The 14842-nt window shown below is 33.6% G+C and carries 16 protein-coding genes and 1 other annotated feature; of the genes, 1 reads left to right on the top strand and 15 read right to left on the bottom strand.

Features of this window, described 5'->3' with window-relative positions; all coding sequences use genetic code 11:
* Positions 1 to 64: 64 nt before the first annotated feature.
* From ACZYT4_RS03545 to ACZYT4_RS03525, 5 genes are all read right to left on the bottom strand, one after another.
* Positions 65 to 889 (bottom strand): MetQ/NlpA family ABC transporter substrate-binding protein, encoded by an 825-nt coding sequence (locus ACZYT4_RS03545; protein WP_463782342.1) that lies wholly within the window; start codon positions 887 to 889, stop codon positions 65 to 67.
* 14 nt (positions 890 to 903) lie between these two features.
* Entirely contained in the window at positions 904 to 1569 is a 666-nt protein-coding gene (locus ACZYT4_RS03540) for a methionine ABC transporter permease (protein WP_463782340.1), read from the bottom strand.
* Position 1570: 1 nt separating this feature from the next.
* Entirely contained in the window at positions 1571 to 2590 is a 1020-nt protein-coding gene (locus ACZYT4_RS03535; protein WP_463782337.1) for a methionine ABC transporter ATP-binding protein, read from the bottom strand.
* A gap of 35 nt (positions 2591 to 2625) precedes the next feature.
* Positions 2626 to 2857: a binding site (T-box leader), on the bottom strand.
* A 41-nt stretch (positions 2858 to 2898) separates the two neighbouring features.
* On the bottom strand, positions 2899 to 4065 hold the full coding sequence (locus ACZYT4_RS03530; RefSeq protein WP_463782334.1) for a cation diffusion facilitator family transporter: 1167 nt from the start codon (positions 4063 to 4065) through the stop codon (positions 2899 to 2901).
* A gap of 9 nt (positions 4066 to 4074) precedes the next feature.
* Positions 4075 to 4425 (bottom strand): hypothetical protein, encoded by a 351-nt coding sequence (locus tag ACZYT4_RS03525; RefSeq protein WP_463782332.1) that lies wholly within the window; start codon positions 4423 to 4425, stop codon positions 4075 to 4077.
* Between the two features lie 185 nt (positions 4426 to 4610).
* Here ACZYT4_RS03525 and cysK point away from each other — a divergent pair, with 185 nt between their 5' ends.
* Entirely contained in the window at positions 4611 to 5537 is a 927-nt protein-coding gene (gene cysK, locus ACZYT4_RS03520; protein WP_463782330.1) for a cysteine synthase A, read from the top strand.
* Positions 5538 to 5607: 70 nt separating this feature from the next.
* Here the strand turns inward: cysK and thrS are convergent, their stop codons facing one another.
* From thrS to mutM, 10 genes are all read right to left on the bottom strand, one after another.
* Positions 5608 to 7341, bottom strand: coding sequence for a threonine--tRNA ligase (thrS, locus tag ACZYT4_RS03515; RefSeq protein ID WP_463782328.1), 1734 nt, complete (start codon positions 7339 to 7341; stop codon positions 5608 to 5610).
* Positions 7328 to 7855 carry a GNAT family N-acetyltransferase gene (locus tag ACZYT4_RS03510; protein WP_463782326.1) on the bottom strand — a complete coding sequence of 176 codons (528 nt, stop codon included), beginning with the start codon at positions 7853 to 7855 and terminating at the stop codon, positions 7328 to 7330. Before ACZYT4_RS03510 ends, thrS begins: the two co-directional genes overlap by 14 nt.
* 238 nt (positions 7856 to 8093) lie before the next feature.
* Entirely contained in the window at positions 8094 to 8372 is a 279-nt protein-coding gene (locus ACZYT4_RS03505) for a hypothetical protein (RefSeq protein WP_463782324.1), read from the bottom strand.
* 28 nt (positions 8373 to 8400) lie between these two features.
* Entirely contained in the window at positions 8401 to 8619 is a 219-nt protein-coding gene (locus ACZYT4_RS03500) for a hypothetical protein (RefSeq protein WP_463782321.1), read from the bottom strand.
* 170 nt (positions 8620 to 8789) lie between these two features.
* Complete coding sequence (gene pyk / locus ACZYT4_RS03495) at positions 8790 to 10214, bottom strand: pyruvate kinase (RefSeq protein WP_463782318.1); 1425 nt, start codon at positions 10212 to 10214, stop codon at positions 8790 to 8792.
* Between the two features lie 32 nt (positions 10215 to 10246).
* Positions 10247 to 11206, bottom strand: coding sequence for a 6-phosphofructokinase (pfkA, locus tag ACZYT4_RS03490; RefSeq protein ID WP_463782315.1), 960 nt, complete (start codon positions 11204 to 11206; stop codon positions 10247 to 10249).
* 95 nt (positions 11207 to 11301) lie between these two features.
* The gene (locus tag ACZYT4_RS03485; protein WP_463782313.1) at positions 11302 to 12195 is read right to left on the bottom strand and encodes an ATP-binding protein; all 894 of its coding nucleotides are present in this window, start codon (positions 12193 to 12195) and stop codon (positions 11302 to 11304) included.
* Positions 12192 to 13439 carry a DnaD domain protein gene (locus tag ACZYT4_RS03480; protein ID WP_463782311.1) on the bottom strand — a complete coding sequence of 416 codons (1248 nt, stop codon included), beginning with the start codon at positions 13437 to 13439 and terminating at the stop codon, positions 12192 to 12194. Before ACZYT4_RS03480 ends, ACZYT4_RS03485 begins: the two co-directional genes overlap by 4 nt.
* Positions 13420 to 14016: a dephospho-CoA kinase gene (coaE, locus tag ACZYT4_RS03475; RefSeq protein ID WP_463782309.1), complete on the bottom strand. Its 597-nt coding sequence runs from the start codon at positions 14014 to 14016 to the stop codon at positions 13420 to 13422. Before coaE ends, ACZYT4_RS03480 begins: the two co-directional genes overlap by 20 nt.
* Before the next feature lie 12 nt (positions 14017 to 14028).
* Positions 14029 to 14841 (bottom strand): DNA-formamidopyrimidine glycosylase, encoded by an 813-nt coding sequence (gene mutM, locus ACZYT4_RS03470; protein ID WP_463782305.1) that lies wholly within the window; start codon positions 14839 to 14841, stop codon positions 14029 to 14031.
* Position 14842: the final 1 nt, after the last annotated feature.

Below are 14842 nucleotides of genomic sequence, written 5' to 3'. Positions count from 1 at the left end.
CCACCATTTTCATTTTAGCATAGAAAAGTGAAATAAAAATGAAAAAGATGAGATTTCTCCCATCTTAGTCTACCATGACAACTGCACCTTTATATTGTTTATCAACAAATTCTTTAATTTCATCAGATTTTAAGACTTCAATTAAAGCTTTAATCTTTTCATCATTTTCATGTCCTTCTTGAACAGCCACAATATTAATATAAGGATTATCTTCATTAACTTGTTCAATGATTAAAGCATCTTCAGTTGGATTTAAACCACCTTGTAAAGCATAGTTTCCATTAATAGCAACCAAATCACCTTCACCATTATTAAATGTTGTCGCAAGTAATTCCGGTTTAACTTCTGTAAATGTTAAGTTTTTAGGATTAGATGTAATATCTTTTGTTGTAGCTTCAAGACGTTCTACATTATCATTGATTTCAATGATTCCTGCATCTTCTAAGATTCCTAAAATTCTTCCATGATCAGCAACAGAGTTAGAAATAATAACTTCTGCATTGTCTGGAATATCTTGAATATCTTTGATTGTTTTTGAATAGAATCCAAATGGTTCTAAATGAATACCTGCTGCTTCAACAATTTTATAACCATGTTCAGCTACTTCTCCTTCAAAGAATGGTCGATGTTGGAAATAATTGGCATCAACTTCACCTTCATCTAAAGCTTTGTTGAAGATGTAATAATCATCTAAAACTTTAATGTTTAAATCAATATCATATCTTTCTTTTAATATTGGTTTGGCTTCTTCTAAAATCTTAGAATGTGGGTCCAATGTAGCTGAAACAGTTAAAGTTTTATCATCACGAGAAGCACTGTCTCCACCTCCACATCCTGTTAAACTTACAGCTAAAAATAATGCACAAAGACTTAATAATAATTTTTTCATAAATGTTTTCCTCCCTATCTCTTATCAATTCTTTTCACTATTAAATCACCAATAATCTGTATCACAAAGACAATCACCAAAACAAAGAATGTCGCGGTATACATGACTGGCATATTTTGCCTCGCATAACCATACATATAGGCTAAGTTTCCTAAACCGCCAGCCCCAATACATCCAGCCATTGCCGTATATCCTACCAGAGAAATTCCCATGACTGTAATACTTGAAACAAGAGCTGGTTTCGCTTCTGGAATCAGAACTTTTGTAATAATTTGCCAATTGCTGGCACCCATGGCCTTACTGGCTTCAATGGTTCCTTTATCAATTTCACTTAAGGCAATCATACACATACGCGCATAGAATGGGGCACTGGATAAAATCAAAGCAGGTAGTGCTCCTTTAACTCCTAACATCGTTCCCATGATGGCCATTGTGAATTGTAAAAGCAAGAAAATTAAAATAATAAATGGAATTGCTCTAAACAGATTGACAATGAAATCTAAGATACGATGAACAACCTTTTGCGGATAAAGTCCATCTTCTTTGGTAATATAAAGAATAATTCCTAAAATAAATCCTAATACTACTGCAATCACTAATGAAATGATTGTCATCAGTAATGTTTCTTGAATCGCAACAACCATAGCATCCCAATCAATTTCACTTAAGAATTCATTCATTTTATATCACCTCCACAATCACATGATATTCTTCAAATTGTTTGATAATCTGCTCATAATCTTGAGAATTCCCCCCAAGTACATTAATAATCAAAACACCAAATGAACTATCTATGGTATTTGTTAAATTACCTGAGACAATACTAATATCTAATTGGGTCTGTTTCATAACACGAGATACAATCGGCTGTCTAGAAATATCTTCATCAAAAGTCAAACGAAGAAGTATGCCATCTGGATATATTTGCTTTAAGTTTTCATTTTGTTTATCATCGTCAACCTTACTTGATATATCTCTCACAAAACGTTTCGTAATTGGGTGACGTGGATGTTCAAAGATATCTTTCACACTACCCTCTTCGACAACTTTTCCTTCACTCATCACTGCAATACGATGGCAAATCTTTTGAACAACTTCCATCTGATGGGTAATCATCACAATCGTAATACCTAATTTTCGATTAATATCTTTCAGTAAATCTAAAATCTGTTCTGTTGTATCTGGATCCAAGGCACTTGTTGCTTCATCACATAAGAGAATACTTGGATCATTAGCTAATGCTCTAGCAATTCCAACACGTTGTTTCTGTCCACCTGATAATTCACTTGGATAAGCATTTTCACGTCCCTGTAACCCAACCAGTTCTATCAGTTCTTTCGCTTTTTGCACTCTTTTTGCTTTTTCAATACCTGCAATTTCTAAAGGTAACTCTATATTCTTTTGAACTGTTCTTGACCACAATAAATTAAAATGCTGAAAGATCATTCCCATCTTTGTACGTCTTTGTCGTAAATCTTTTGCATTCAATAAAGAAATATCCTCACCATCAATCAAAACTTCTCCACTTGTCTGCTTTTCTAACTGGTTGATAATACGTACCAGTGTTGACTTTCCAGCACCACTATATCCAATGACACCAAAGATTTCACCATCTCTGATTGAAAGATTCACATCTTGACAGGCATGAATATCACCTTTAGGTGTCTTAAATACTTTTTGAATATGCTTTAATTCAATCATCCAACCCCTCCTTTACAAATAAAAAAACTCGTCCATCTAAGGACGAGTTATAACCCGTGTTACCACCTTAATTCATTGTTGCATCACTACAACAACCTCTTCGAGTACCAACATACTCTAGTACGATAACGGGTACACCCGCCATTAGCTAAAAATTCACTAATGAAACTCCAAGACCATCTTCATTTATGCCTCAATATTCTTTTCCACCAACCAAGAACTCTCTATAAAATCATCATAAACTACTCTTCTCTTCACTGTTGTTAATAATATATTATCTTTTCTATAAAGATTTGTCAAACACTTTTTTATAAAAAAGCATGATCAATTTGAATCACACAAAAATATTGTGGATTGATTTGTTGAACAGCTTTCGTAATCTTTTGTTTCAATTCCTGATGAGATATCTCATCATCAGCTGGTAATAGCACATCAAAAATTAGATTTGTATGTGTAGGCCCTCTCACCAGACGAAAGTCATGAATACTATATTGCTGATTTATATTTTTCACAATATCAATGACTCTTTGTTTGAGTTCATTTGTGAAAGCGTCAGTTGTATCAATAGGATCCATATGAATTGTTGTTAAAATGTTGTACTTTTCCAATAATCCTCTTTCAATTATATCAATCTGATCATGGATTTCCATCACATCCTCATGACAATCTACTTCTGCGTGGAAAGTCATGTACTGACGTCCTGGTCCATAATCATGTAACATAAAATCATGGATACCTAATACTTTATCAAAAGATAAGACATACTGATAAATATCATCAACCAAAGCCTTATCAGGTGCTTTTCCTAACAATGGGTCAACTGTATCTTTAAAAATATCAATACCAGATTTAAGCACAAACAAAGATACAACAATACCAATGATACCATCAAGTGGTAATGATGTGAATAAACTTAAGCATAGTGACAATAATGTCGCAAATGTTGTACAAACATCATTTAAACTATCCTGTGAAGCTGCCTTCAGTGATGGCGAATCAATCAGTTTCCCAGCCTTATTGTTAAAAGATGCCATCCATAACTTCATTAATATAGATACAATTAAAACAATAACAGCGCCCCAGCTAAAATTTAAAGCTTCTGGTTGCCAAATTTTCATAGCAGATTCTTTCAACGATGAAAAAGCCACCAATAAAATTAAAAATGAAATAATCAATCCGGCAATATATTCATAACGTCCATGTCCATATGGATGATCACTATCGGGATGTTTTCCTGCCAATTTAAAACCAAAAAAAGTAGCTAAATTGCTCCCCATATCAGAAAGATTGTTAAATCCATCAGCCATAATAGCAACTGAATGGGTCAGTAACCCAAAAAACAACTTAAAAATCACCATAATACAGTTACATATAATAGAAAGAACACTACACAGTGTTCCATATCTTTCTCTAACCTCTGGATTTTCTACCTGCTGATAGTTGGAAATTGTTTTTTTGACAATCTGATCAAACATAATATCCTCCTAAAAAATATTTGAAATCTTTTTCAAATAAATATTTCTACCATCTCGATGTGCCAATCCACAATCTTCTAATTCTTGAATATAACCATCCACTTTCTGTTGATCAACCTTTTTATGAGCCAAATCTTTTAAAACTTCTATCATCTGTGGATGATCATCTTTAATATAAGCATTTCCTTCATTATCATATGATGGGCTTTCCAGCATTACATTAAGACAAGCAACATATGCCCATTTCACTTCAAGACGAACCATTTTATACTGCATCGTATCAAATAAAGCACTAGGCATATAATATTTCCCTTCATGATTTTTTAAATCATTTATATCATTTTTATGATAACAAATCATATTTATTCCTCCCTTTATGTTTCTTCATTATAACATAGAATAGACATTTTTTGTGAAGAATATTCATTTCTTCTTAAGAACTTTACATTATTATCTTTCATGAATACTGAAAAGTTTTATCATATTCTTTGCTTTTTTGGTGTATACTTTCTATAATGAAAAAAATTGAAAAGGAGGCTTTTGAAATGAAAGTTTATCATAGTATACAAGAAATGACGGGTCAGACACCTATCTTACAGTTACATCGCGTTGAAGAACAGAATCAGTTATATGGACATCTCTTTGCAAAACTGGAATATTATAATCCCGCCGGAAGTGTCAAAGACCGTGTGGCAAAAACAATGATTTTAGATGCTATTGAAAATGGTCAATTAAAGACAGGAGATACAATCATTGAGCCGACAAGTGGTAATACAGGGATTGGATTATGTGCCATTGGAACTGCTTTAGGTTTCAAAGTAATCATTGTTATGCCAGATACAATGAGTGAAGAAAGAAGAAAACTCATGAAAGCTTTTGGTGCTAAACTGGTGTTAACACCTGGTAAAGAAGGAATGAGTGGAGCTATCGCAAAAGCAGAACAATTAGCCAAAGAAATACCTGGTAGCTTCATTCCAAGTCAATTCACTAATCCAAGCAATCCAAAAGCTCACTACCAATCTACTGGTCCAGAAATCGACGAACAGATGAATGGTCAAATTGATATTTTTGTGGCAGGAATTGGTACAGGTGGGACAATCAGTGGTGTTGGTCGCTACTTAAAAGAAAAAAATTCACATGTCCGCATCGTTGCAGTAGAACCCCATGACTCACCATTGCTTTCTCAAGGAAAAGCTGGTCCTCATCAAATTCAAGGTATTGGAGCTAACTTTGTGCCTGAAACTTTAAACACAGATATTTATGACCAGATCATAACAGTTTCTACTGATGAAGCTTTTGAAGCGGCAAGAGAGTTAGCTCAAAAAGAAGGAATTCTCACTGGTATTTCTTCAGGGGCTGCTTTATATGCTGCCAAAACTTTAGCAAGACAACAAGAAAACAAAGATAAAAATATCGTTGTTTTATTACCTGATGGTGGTGATCGTTACTTATCTACTGCTTTATATGAATAAAAGCTTAAAGTTATTTCATAAATCCATGAAATAACTTTTTTAGTACCAAAAAAGCGAGTTACTCAACTCGCTATCTTGTCTTATCTTCAATTTGTTTTAAAACCATATTCACAAATTCATCCAATGAAACAGTTGTTTGTTTTTGTTCACCATAATGACGATAAGTAACTGTTTTTTCATCTCTTTCCTTATCTCCTAAAACCAACTGATATGGAATTTTCTTCATCTGTGCTTCACGAATACGATAACCTACTTTTTCTTCACGGTCATCTAATTCTACACGAACACCTTTTTCTTCTAAAAGTTTGAAAACTTCTTTAGAATATTCTAAATGATATTCATTTTTAACAGGAATAACTTTGACTTGTGTTGGTGCCAACCATAATGGGAATGCTCCTCCAAAGTGTTCAATCAAAATACCAATAAATCTTTCAATAGATCCAAAGATAACACGATGTAACATAACTGGTCTGACTTTTTCACCATTATGATCAACATATGTTAAATCAAATCTTTCAGGTAAGTTCATGTCTAATTGGATTGTTCCACACTGCCAAACTCTTCCTAAAGAATCTCTAACATGGAAGTCAAGCTTTGGTCCATAGAAAGCTCCATCACCTGGATTGACTTTAAAATCTTTCCCTGCTGCTTTACATGCAGCTGCTAAAGCAGCTTCACTCTTTTCCCAGATTTCCAAATCTCCAATATATTTTTCTTCTGGACGTGTAGATAATTCAATATCATATGGTAATCCTAAATTAGAATAAACACGGTCGATAAAGGCAATCAAACGCACAACTTCACTTTCAATCTGATCAGGTGTCATAAAGATATGCGCATCATCCTGTGTGAATGTACGAACTCTAAACAATCCATTTAAAGCTCCACTGGCTTCATGACGATGGACTTGACCAAGTTCTCCCATACGAAGTGGCAAATCTTTATAAGAATGTAGACTGTTTTTATAAACAAGCATACTTCCTGGGCAGTTCATAGGTTTAATCGCAAATTCACGATCATCCACTTCACTTGTATACATATTTTCTTTATAGTTATCCCAATGTCCTGAGATTTCCCATAATTCTCTTGACATCATAATTGGTGTTTTAATGAACTGATATCCCTCTTTCGCATGTTCTTCATACCAATATTGTTCTAGTGTATTTCTTAACAACATACCATGTGGTAAGAAAAATGGCATCCCTGGGGCATATTCACTCATCATAAATAAATCTAATTCTTTACCTAATTTTTTATGATCTCTTTTCTTAGCTTCTTCAAGAAAATCTAAATGTTCCTGCAATTCTTCAGCTGTTGGAAAACAAACGCCATAAATTCTTTGAAGTACTTTATTGTTTTTATCACCTTTCCAATAAGCTCCTGAATGTTTTAACAATTTAAAGTTCTTACATAATTTAACAGTTTCTACGTGTGGACCTCTACATAAATCAACAAAATCCCCTTGACGATAACATGTAATATGTCCATCTTCTAATCCATCAATCAAATCTAATTTATATGGATCATCTTTGAACATTTCTAAAGCTTCTTCTTTAGAGATTTCTTCTCTGATAATTCTTTTTCCATCTTTGCAGATTTTTTTCATTTCTTTTTCAATTTTAGGTAAATCTTCATCAGTAATCACCTGATCACCTAAATCAATATCATAATAAAATCCTTCACTGACAACTGGTCCTACCCAGAATTTCGCCTGTGGATATAAATGCTTCACAGCTTGTGCCATCACATGAGCACATGAATGATTTAAAGTATTCAATGCTTCTTCATTTTTAAAATCTCTCATTATTTTCTCCTCCAATCCAAAATCTTAATGTATCTTCATATTGACTCTCAAAAATGCCACCACATTTTTCAATTGTTTTTCTTGATGTAATATTTTCATAATGGCAGGTTATCAGTACTGGTTCTATTTCCCATTGCTGACAGAATTTTAAAGCTTGTTTCAACATGTCCGTTGCATATCCTTGTCTTCGATAATCAGGATGAATCGAATAACCAATATGACCACCTTGACGTCTTAAAGCTTCATTTAAACAATGTCGAATATTAATACATCCAATGACTACATCATCAACAACATATAAAAACTCAGTACTTGGTACAAAACCATCATCTAATTCAATGCCTAAATGATTCTTTTTTAATCTTGAAACCCATTGCTGGTAGGTGCCAAATCTTTCAAAAAAACCATCACCATTGATACCAAAAGGATTATTCTCATCTTTCATAGCCTGAATCATCTCTTTCATAGATTGTTCATGTTTTTCAGATGGAAATTCTAAATATCCCTTTTTCATGATCTTCCCCCCCCTTTTTAATAAAAAAGAGATTTCATCCAAAGGACGAAATCTCGTGGTACCACCTTTATTCATTATCTTAACAGATAACCTCTTAACCTTAACGCGGTTTGACGACCTTCTCTTTCGAGTGTAGCTTATTAGGGAGTACTTTTATAAGCTATCCAAGATTTTCACCAACCATCTTCTCTCTAAACATTCACTTATAAAAACATATCCTAAATCATTGCTTGTAAGGTTATTTTACATCATTATTTTTGTTTGTCAAGACATCTGTTTCTTTTGTTCTCTTTATTTCATAATATTCAATAATTTCTCCAATACCATAAATAATTAAAGAGATTAAAAAGGAGATAAAACAAGACCAAAGCATCATCAGCATGGACTCAACTCCCATCAATTGGCCAGTATTGAGATACGATGTATTTTTCGCAATTGAATAACCTTGATTCACAATATTTCCAATCAAGAAAATATAAGCACAAATCTTTATCATCCCTGATACTTTGTAAGTCATTTCGTCTAACCCCCCCCCCCGTCATTTTTTACGATATTTCATTATCTTCATGTTTTTTAATCATACAGCCAAAAGCATAGATAAGCAATGCAATCAACAGGGATAAAAAGATATCTTGTGTTAATCTCCAAAATGTATTCATTGAGACAATATGGAAACATAATTGTTGCAATAATGATTTGATAATACTTAAAATCGCAAAGAGATACGCACAAATCTTTAATTTATCACCTGTATGATAAAACATAGTTATTCATGCTCCTTTCATCATAAAAAAACAAATCAAATTCTTTTTCCATTATTAAAATATCATAGAGTTGTGTATAAAATATGAAAAAATCTCTAAAAAAGAAATTTTTTTAAAAAGTATCACTTTGATGTGATACTTGATTGAATAAATAAAAATTGATTGAAAATTTATTTTACAGTGATTAATTGTAAGTAATTTGTTGATCCGCCAACACCTGGAGTTCCTCCAGTAACAAGGATAGTTTCTCCAGCATTAACACCGTTTTCTTTTGCAATAACTTCTGCTAAGTTTAATAAACCTTCTCTTGTATCCATATGTTTACAAGTCACAGGTTTAACACCCCAGTTAATAGCTAATTTCTTAGTTGTCTTTTCATATGGAGTTGCTGCAATAATTGGACATTCTGGTCTATATCTAGACATTTTCTTAGCAGTGAATCCAGATTCTGTGAAAGCAACAATAGCTGCAACATTGAATTTTGTTGCAATTTCAGCAACTGACATACAGATAGCTTCAGAAGTATCATCAGCTGCAGTTCTCACTGCTTTTCTATGTAAAGAATCATAATCTAATGTAGATTCTGTTTTTAAAGCAATTTTGTTCATAACCATAACAGCTTCTTCAGGATATTTACCTTGTGCAGATTCTCCTGATAACATAATCGCATCAGTTCCATCAAAAATCGCATTTGCAACGTCACTTACTTCGGCACGAGTTGGTCTTGGATTTTCTTGCATAGATTCAAGCATTTGAGTTGCTGTAATAACAACTTTACCAGCAGCTTTACATTTTCTAATTAATTCTTTTTGAATTAATGGAACATCTTCAGCTGGAACTTCTACACCTAAATCTCCACGAGCAACCATGATTCCATCAGCAACTTTGATGATATCATCCATTTTTTCAACACCTTCGCTATTTTCAATCTTAGCGATGATTTGAATATCTGGTTTACCATTTTCAACTAATACTTTTTTCACATCTAAAACGTCTTGTGGACGACGTACAAATGATGCTGCAATGTAATCAACATCTTGTTGACATCCAAACTCTAAGTCTGCTCTGTCTTTTTCAGAAATGAAATCAAATCCTAATTCAATACCAGGAACGTTGATTCCACGCTTGTTTTTCACTTTACCATCGTTAGCACATACACATACAATGTCTGTACCTTCAACATGGTCTACTAATAATTCTACTTGTCCGTCATTGACTAAGATAAATCCACCAGGTTTAACATCCTTATATAAATCTTTATAAGTGATTGTAAAACGATCTGCAGTTCCAACAATATCTTCTGTACAGATAACTGAGACTTGACCTTTTTTAAATTCAGTGAATCCACCTTCAAAATCACCAGTTCTGATTTCTGGCCCTTTTGTATCTAATAAAATAGCACAATGTGTACCAAGTTCAGCATTCACATCACGCATTGTCTGCATTTTTCTACCATGTTCATCATAATTACCATGAGAGAAATTACAACGCATAACATTCATACCAGCTAAAACTAATTTTTTCAACATTTTTGGATCTTCAGAAGCAGGTCCAATCGTACAAATAATCTTTGTCTTCTTCATCTTATCTTTCATTCTCAATTAATCTCCTATAGCTCAATTTATATTTAACGAAGTTTTAAAACATCTTCGTAAATACCTTTATTGACTTCACGTTTATGTCCTAAAACTTCAGTAATTGGAAGTCCAACAATTTCACCTTTGACATCGCTGACGCAAAGTCCACCTTTTCCTTCTTCAAGTAATTCAACAGCTTTAATTCCCATACGAGTGGCAAGCACACGGTCTCTCGCAGAAGGACGTCCACCTCTTTGCATATGTCCTAAAACATTGGCACGTGTTTCAAATCCTGTTGCTTCTTCAACACGTTTTGCAAGCTCATGAACATCAGTAATATGTTCAGTAATAACAACCAAAGCATGTTTTTTATCAGAAGCTTTTGAACGTTTTAACGTTTCAATAACTTCATTTTCATCAAAACCACTTTCGCTTGTCACAATCATTTCAGCACCACAGGCAAGTCCTGCATGAACAGCTAAATCTCCACATCTTCTTCCCATAACTTCAAGAATTGTACATCTTTGATGAGAACTAGATGTATCTCTTAATTTATCTAACGCATCTACAATTGTATTTAATGCAGTATCAAATCCAATTGTAAAATCAGTATCAGGAATATCATTATCAATTGTTCCAGGAATTCCAATACAGTTAATTCCCATTTCTGTTAATTTTAAAGCACCATTATAGCTTCCGTCTCCCCCAATGACAACTAAAGCTTCCATTCCAACTTTTTTCATTTGTTCGATAGCTTCTTCTCTTACTTTTGGATCTTTAAATTCTGGGAAACGTGCAGATTTTAAGAATGTTCCCCCAATGTTAATAATATTACGTGTACTATGGCTATCAAATTCTACAAAATCACCTTCATGAAGTCCTTTATATCCTAATCTTACCCCGTAAATTTTAATCCCCTTATTTAAACATGTTCTTGTGACAGCACGAATAGCTGCGTTCATTCCTGGTGCATCTCCACCAGAAGTTAATACTCCAATACATTTCACCATAATCAATTTCTCCTCTCGCTTTATTACCTATTATTCTAACATAAAATGACGGCGTGTTCTACACTTTCGAGTACATTCTATATCTTCATTTTGCCTCAGTCAAGCATTATTTCAATGCTTAACGCTTTCAATTTTGAAATAATTGTATTTGCTCGAATTTCGTCTCCCTTTTTTAAAGTATACACCTTTTTTAACTCATTATAACCATACATACTTGTAAAAAAAGTTGGCAGATGATTCAACAAACGATACGATAAAATCGTTAATAAAATCTCATCACGTGACCATGATGTTATATTTTCTTCTCCAATATCATCTAACAATAAATAATCAACCTTCAACAATTTCTCCATAGCATATTCACTATCACCAGTTGAAAAACTTGCTTTCAAATCAATCAAATATGTTGGAAAATGAATAAATCCAATACGTTTATTTTTCTTTGCTAGAGCATTCATCAAACCAGCCAATAATGTTGTTTTGCCACTTCCCATGGGTCCATGTAAAAATAAACCTTGGGATGAAGGAGATTGTGAATACTTTAAAATTTGACCAAGAGCATTTTGATGGTTTGGTGATAAAGACTGGGCATTTTGGACAATCTCTAATGATGATAAATCCGTCAACAATAATTCATCACTGACATTGCGCATGACAAAACGATCCAACAATAAACGCTTTTCTTCAATAGCTTTTCCAAACGGACAGCTTTGTAATTCCAAAACAACCTGATGATCATAATAAGTTAAAACTTTTTGCATGCCAGGATTATCTTTTGGACATGAATCTAAGGAAGAACATGACTGACAAGTATGAAAATCATCATTATAATCTAAAAATTCCACCCAATAATCTTCCATAATAGAGGCATCCAGATGATACTGATTCAAAAAGTCCTGAATAGACTTTTCTTTTAAAAGGGCAGACTGACTCTCTGTTTTGATTTGTTGTATATTCTGATTCAACATCATATCTGCTATTTTTTTCATAATTGTCCCTCCTTCAATTGATTCAATAAGTCCATCAGTTCTTCAGAAGACACCTGATTGGACTGAGTATTCATTGGCGTTTCTTCCGTTGGCTGTTCACTTGGTGCTTGATTATTCATCAATTCATGATATGCTTCCATCGCTGTATTGATTTTCTTACGTGCCCATGAAGCCCCAATAGCTTCACAATAACGCTTAGATAGACGATTATTATTTTTACCTAACACATATTCTATCAACACATTCACAACGGCTGGCTTTAAGCCTAATTGAACCATCAGCATCTCTACAATCATCAAATCATGATAAACAGGTTCTTTTCCACCCTGTTTTTCTTTCAACAATTCATAAGGTGTTAAAGAATCTAGATATTTCATATGTAAAACAAGTGGTGAAGTAGACTGCTCTGCTGTCTGATATTGCATTGGCTGCTTATGATAGACTTCCTGTAATTGAGAGCTCTGCTGAACATCAAAATATTTTTGAATAGATGCTCTGAAACGTTTTTTATTGAGACCTTTTGATTCCATCGCATCTTTCATCAAACTTGCCAGCGTTAAAGCATCAATGCGATAGACTTGTGCGAGTCCAATGACATATTCCAAATCTTCCTTGGAAAACAAAGAACGATTGACCTGATAGTCTGATAAGCTTTTATATAAAAGATCCATATCATAATCAACAGTCAATGATGATGACTGCTTTTCTAAAAAATCTTCCTGATATTTTAAAAGACGTGTTCCTTTTGGTTTATGGACAATCGTAAAAACATCCTGAAATCTTGCCGTGACTTCCTCATATCCGTCCAGATTCTCTTTCGAAATTTTAAAATACTGGATTGTTTTTTGAAAATCTTCTTCTGATAAAGATAACTGCAACAAAGAAGAAAGAATCGTATTTTTAAAGAAAGCCTTTAAAGATAAAGGTGAGTTAAGGCTATAAACATATTGGGTCATCTCAGAATCATGTTTGACATATGATTTCAATAAACCAATAGCTTCGATACTACGAAATGCCTTTTCTAATTCCATAACATTCATTGAAAGAAATGAAGTCAATCTGGACAATGAAGAAGGTGCAATAAAATGACGCATACGCTTTCCTTCCATATAAAGCATCATATACAGTTGTAAAGCCTGTGAGCCAATCAAAGGCTGATAGAGATAATACAAAGTATCCATCTGAACTTCATCCAAAGGATAGTGCATCTCTACACGATATAAATCAGTGACATACAATTTCATCATTGAGCACCTTTAAAACCCTTTCTATATTCTGATATAAATCTTCAAAATTTTTACGATTATCAATAATATAATCACCCATATGTTTTTTCTCTTCAATGGAAATCTGTTGATTGATTAATAATCTGGCCTCTTGTTCATCAATATGATTACGTGCCATCAATCGCTTTAACTGTGTCTGTTCATCTACATAAACAACTATAACAGCATCACACATTTCATCCATATGTGTTTCATAAAGCAAGGGAACATCTAAAAAGACAAGTGGGTCCTTACATTCTGCAATGCCTTTTTGTAAACATTTTTTAACATAAGGATGAATAATGCTTTCTAAAAGAGCCTTTTTTTGAGCATCATGAAACACAATCTGTCCTAATTTTGAACGACTGATTTGCTGGTGTTCATCAAGACAATCAAAATGTGAAATAATCTGATCATAACAGTCACTTTGTTTTTCTAAAGCCTGATGGGAAATCTCATCAGCATCCAAAACACAATAACCGTGTGTCTTCAGATATTGTGTGACACTGCTTTTGCCTACGGCAATAGAACCCGTAATTCCAATAACACGACTCATTTTCACCACTCCTTAATATCGTTTCTTTTGACAATGTGGACAAAAATATGTTCCACGATTTTGTACCATTATTTTTTTAATGGGCTGATGACAGATTGGACACTCTTTTTGCCCATGAACATTTAATTCCACCTGAAATAAGCCGTGAATACCATTGGCATCAAAAGAATGAATCGTTGTGCCACCCTGTTCAATCGCACGATTCAAGACATCAATAGATACTCTGCGTAATTCATCGACTCTTTTTTGAGACAGACGAGAAGCACGCGTACGTGGATCAATACGCATATAAAAGCATATTTCATTGGCATAAATATTCCCAATTCCACACATGATGCTTTGATCCAGTAAAGCGGTCTTTAAAGGCAGAGAACAATGATGAAGACGCTGGTATAAAGCTTCTGTCGTGATTTCAAAAGGTTCAGGTCCAAGTTTGTTTAAAGGTGGAAGCTCTTTGTAATGAAGCGGATCAATGAGTTCCATGCGCCCAAACTTTCTCGTATCCAGATATCTTAAATCCTCATGATGGTCCATATGAAACACAACATGTGTATGCTTACTGATAGGTTCATCACTTGAGACAATATGGAATTTTCCTTCCATTCGCAAATGAGAAATAAAAGCATGATGCTGACAAAGAAAAATCAGATATTTACCCACTCTATCAATATCTATGATTGTCTCTCCTTGAAGAGCTTTTTGAAAAGTGACAGGATCTCCCTGAATAATACGATCATAATAGATATCTATATCTAAAAGAGGACGATTGATAATAAAATTCTTTAATGTACGTCTGACTGTTTCAACTTCTGGTAATTCTGGCATA

Source organism: Massilimicrobiota sp. mt181 (assembly GCF_055420065.1).
Note: the sequence above shows the minus strand (reverse complement) of the source record. Positions and strands in the feature narration are given on the sequence as shown.

Coding starts and splice junctions, on each gene's coding strand:
- mutM (WP_463782305.1), bottom strand. CDS start 14,841: ATGCCAGAATTACCAGAAGTTGAAACAGTCAGACGTACATTAAAGAAT.
- ACZYT4_RS03505 (WP_463782324.1), bottom strand. CDS start 8,372: ATGACTTACAAAGTATCAGGGATGATAAAGATTTGTGCTTATATTTTC.
- ACZYT4_RS03535 (WP_463782337.1), bottom strand. CDS start 2,590: ATGATTGAATTAAAGCATATTCAAAAAGTATTTAAGACACCTAAAGGT.
- thrS (WP_463782328.1), bottom strand. CDS start 7,341: ATGAGAGATTTTAAAAATGAAGAAGCATTGAATACTTTAAATCATTCA.
- cysK (WP_463782330.1), top strand. CDS start 4,611: ATGAAAGTTTATCATAGTATACAAGAAATGACGGGTCAGACACCTATC.
- ACZYT4_RS03500 (WP_463782321.1), bottom strand. CDS start 8,619: ATGTTTTATCATACAGGTGATAAATTAAAGATTTGTGCGTATCTCTTT.
- ACZYT4_RS03530 (WP_463782334.1), bottom strand. CDS start 4,065: ATGTTTGATCAGATTGTCAAAAAAACAATTTCCAACTATCAGCAGGTA.
- ACZYT4_RS03485 (WP_463782313.1), bottom strand. CDS start 12,195: ATGAAAAAAATAGCAGATATGATGTTGAATCAGAATATACAACAAATC.
- pyk (WP_463782318.1), bottom strand. CDS start 10,214: ATGAAAGATAAGATGAAGAAGACAAAGATTATTTGTACGATTGGACCT.
- ACZYT4_RS03540 (WP_463782340.1), bottom strand. CDS start 1,569: ATGAATGAATTCTTAAGTGAAATTGATTGGGATGCTATGGTTGTTGCG.
- ACZYT4_RS03545 (WP_463782342.1), bottom strand. CDS start 889: ATGAAAAAATTATTATTAAGTCTTTGTGCATTATTTTTAGCTGTAAGT.
- ACZYT4_RS03525 (WP_463782332.1), bottom strand. CDS start 4,425: ATGATTTGTTATCATAAAAATGATATAAATGATTTAAAAAATCATGAA.
- ACZYT4_RS03480 (WP_463782311.1), bottom strand. CDS start 13,439: ATGAAATTGTATGTCACTGATTTATATCGTGTAGAGATGCACTATCCT.
- ACZYT4_RS03510 (WP_463782326.1), bottom strand. CDS start 7,855: ATGAAAAAGGGATATTTAGAATTTCCATCTGAAAAACATGAACAATCT.
- coaE (WP_463782309.1), bottom strand. CDS start 14,016: ATGAGTCGTGTTATTGGAATTACGGGTTCTATTGCCGTAGGCAAAAGC.
- pfkA (WP_463782315.1), bottom strand. CDS start 11,206: ATGGTGAAATGTATTGGAGTATTAACTTCTGGTGGAGATGCACCAGGA.